A 2988-nucleotide genomic window follows, 5' to 3' on the forward strand; every position below is an offset into this window, starting at 1 on the left:
TGAAACCACGTGTGTTCAGATTCCAAGGAGCAGTCATGCCTGCTTTCCGACGACGGCACCTGTGCTCCGTAGCCGCCGCCCTCGCCCTGACCTTCACCGTCCCCGCGACCGCCGCCCACGCGGACGCTCCGGACGCCTCCGCCGCGCTGCGCGAGGTGCTGTTCGTGGGCAACAACTGGGAAGGCACCGCCGAAGTCATCAAGTCGACCGGCGACTTCGCGAAGATCGGCCGGATCGACGTCGTCCCCGACAAGGACGAACGGATGGCGGAGATCAACGCCGATCCGATCCGGTGGATCGCCTTCATGACGATCCGCAACAGCGTCGGCGAGGGCCACGACCAGTTCGTCGACGACATGTACTCCACGCCGGACGGGAAGTCGGTGGTGGTCTCCCGGCCGAGCTTCGCCGACGTCGTCTCGATCGACCTCGCCTCCGGGCGGATCAACTGGCGCTTCCCGGTGTCCGGCTTCCGCGCCGACCACATGGCGGTCTCCCCCGACGGCAAGCGGGTCGCGGTGTCGGCGTCGACGGGAAACGCCGTGCACGTGCTGGACATCGAGACCGGCAGGCAGCTCGGCAAGGCGGCCACCGGGGACAAGCCGCACGAGAACATCTTCACCAAGGACGGCAAGTACATCTACAACATGTCGATCGGCGAGGTGAACACGCAGACCGACGCCCCGTGGCTGGACTGGACGAAGGGCGACCGGCGCATCACCGTCATCGACGCCACCACGTACCAGCAGGTCAAGGTCATCGACATGCGCCCGCGCCTGGACGCGATCGGTCTCAAGGACTACTCGGACGCGGTCCGGCCGGCCGTGTTCTCGCCGGACGAGTCGAAGCTGTACTTCCAGGTGTCGTTCTTCAACGGCTTCTTCGAGTACGACCTGGCCACCGACAAGATCACCCGCACGAAGACCCTGCCGAAGAACCCGGCGACCAGCGACGACCGCACCACGTTCGTCAACGACTCCCGCCACCACGGCATCTCGATGAGCCCGGACGGCCGCAAGCTCTGCGTAGCGGGCACGATGGACGACTACGCCACGGTCGTCGACCGCGCCACCCTCCAGGAGGGCCCGCTCGTCACCGCCGCCAAGCCCTACTGGGCCACGGTCAGCGGTGACGGCAGGAGTTGCGTGGTCTCCGAGAGCGGCTCCGACCAGGTCACGGCCATCGACTTCGCCACCGGGAAGAAGGTCGTGTCCGTGCCGGTCGGAGACCACCCGCAGCGCGTCCGGCTCGGTCATGTGGAGGCCGGCTGGACGAGCCCGGCAGGCTAGTCGACCTCCCTCGCCGCCCATGCCGCCAGCTCGGAGCGGGCCGCGTTCAGCAGGTCCGCCGAGGGAGCCGTCGCCCCGTTGGTCACCAGTGCGTAGTGCAGGACGCCCGAGTCGGGCGCGGTGAGCAGCAGGCGGCGGCTTCCCGTGCCGCCGGGCTCCTGGGCCACGCCGACCGGGGTCGTCGAGGTGTACGCCGGCGGGGCGTGGGCCGTGCCCAGGTCGGAGACGACCGTGGTGGACGCGGTCGGGAAGCTCGCCGGCAGGTGCAGCTCGGTGGGCGCCGAGCCGCCGTCCGAGCGCCACAGCAGCAGCCCGTACTGTCCCGATCCCACGAGCCGCTGCACGTTGGGCAGCGCACTGGGCACCGGGTTCCAGGTCAGGGTCGTGGAGCCGTCCCGGGAGCGGTCCTCGTAGGTGAAGCCGACCGTTCTGCCGGCCGTGGCGCTCGGATAGAGGCGGTCCAGGAGCCGGGCGTCCTGGCGCAGCACGGGCTTGCCCGAGTCGTCGAGGCGTACGGCGGACAGATCCTCGTCGTTCCAGGCGTCACCGGTGGTGAGCACCTTGTCGGGGTTGCCGTTCATCTGCTCGCGGTGCCGGCCGTTGTAGAGGTCCCACTGCCACTGCGAGCCGGAGAGCACGGGCCCCGAGGCGGCCGGGTCGGACCACCAGTCGGCTCCCTTCAGGCGTGAGTCGAGGGCCTGGTACATCGCCTTGAGGACGGTCGGCGCCTTGTCGGACACGTTGCCCGCGAGCGGGTGCCCGAACTCGCTGACCACGGCGGCGGTCTGCGCGGCGGCGGCCCGGTCGCGGACGGTACGGAAGTCGTTCGCGTACTGGCCGTCGGCCGCCTTGCCCCACATGAAGACGCCGGAGATGGCCTTCTGGTCGTAGAAGTGGGTGTTGAACACATAGCGCGGTCCGAGCGGGCCGGCGTCCAGCAGGCCGCCCTCCTGCTTCTGGAAGTCGAGGTTGGCGTTCCAGAAGAGGTTCGGCTCCACGAAGGCGGGCTTGTCCCGCCAGCCGGCCGTGTCCATGCGGGCCCGGAACTTCTCGTAGAACGGCCACAGCACGTCCTTCTCCCAGGCCCGGCTGGTCTGCCCGGAGTCGTAGACGCCCGCGTGCGGCTCGTTGTAGGGGTCGAAGCCGACGACGCCCTTGAACGGGTCGGCGCCCAAGTGCTGCCGGAGGTACGTCATGGTCTTCTCGGCGGTGGCGAGGAAGGCGTCCTGCACGCCGTGCGCGTTGTGCCAGAAGTCGTACGAGGCTCGCTTCACCGCCTCGTTCTGGGTGATGTTCTGCCCCCAGAAGAGGCAGATCCCGCAGGACTCGTCGGGGTAGTTCCCGGCGTCCACCGCCCACTTGGGCGCACCGTCGCCGGTGTACCAGCTGTCGGTGTCGAACAGGTGCCGCGAGTAGAGGTCCTGGTGGAAGTCGGGGTAGACGCGGATGCCGGCGTCGAGGAAGGCCCGCATCTGGTCGGTGGCGGCGGCGAGGTAGGCCGTGTCGACCTTGCCGCGCTCGGGCTCGGCGTACGCCCAGGAGAGCAGGAAGCGGATGGTGTTGCCGCCACCGAGGGCGCGCAGGGCGGTCGCCGACTTCTTCGCGTCGGCGACCGAGGCGAAGGGCAGGCCGCCGTTCTCCGCCAGCTTGGTCTCGCCGGAGACGTTGTAGCCGCGGAGCACGATCTCGCGGCCGGAGG

Annotated in this window: 2 protein-coding genes; one reads left to right on the top strand and one right to left on the bottom strand. The window is 69.3% G+C overall.

The genetic code is table 11. The features are described from left to right. Positions 1 to 35: 35 nt before the first annotated feature. Positions 36 to 1289 carry a YncE family protein gene (locus tag ACFTZL_RS43440; protein ID WP_382595725.1) on the top strand — a complete coding sequence of 418 codons (1254 nt, stop codon included), beginning with the start codon at positions 36 to 38 and terminating at the stop codon, positions 1287 to 1289. Here the strand turns inward: ACFTZL_RS43440 and ACFTZL_RS43445 are convergent. Continuing rightward, positions 1286 to 2988: cellulase family glycosylhydrolase (locus ACFTZL_RS43445; protein ID WP_382595728.1), on the bottom strand; the 1703-nt coding region annotated here is incomplete at its 5' end. The genes ACFTZL_RS43440 and ACFTZL_RS43445 overlap by 4 nt on opposite strands.

The sequence above is a fragment of the Streptomyces sp. NPDC056948 genome (genome assembly GCF_042674225.1).
Classification (GTDB): Bacteria; Actinomycetota; Actinomycetes; order Streptomycetales; family Streptomycetaceae; genus Streptomyces; species Streptomyces purpurascens.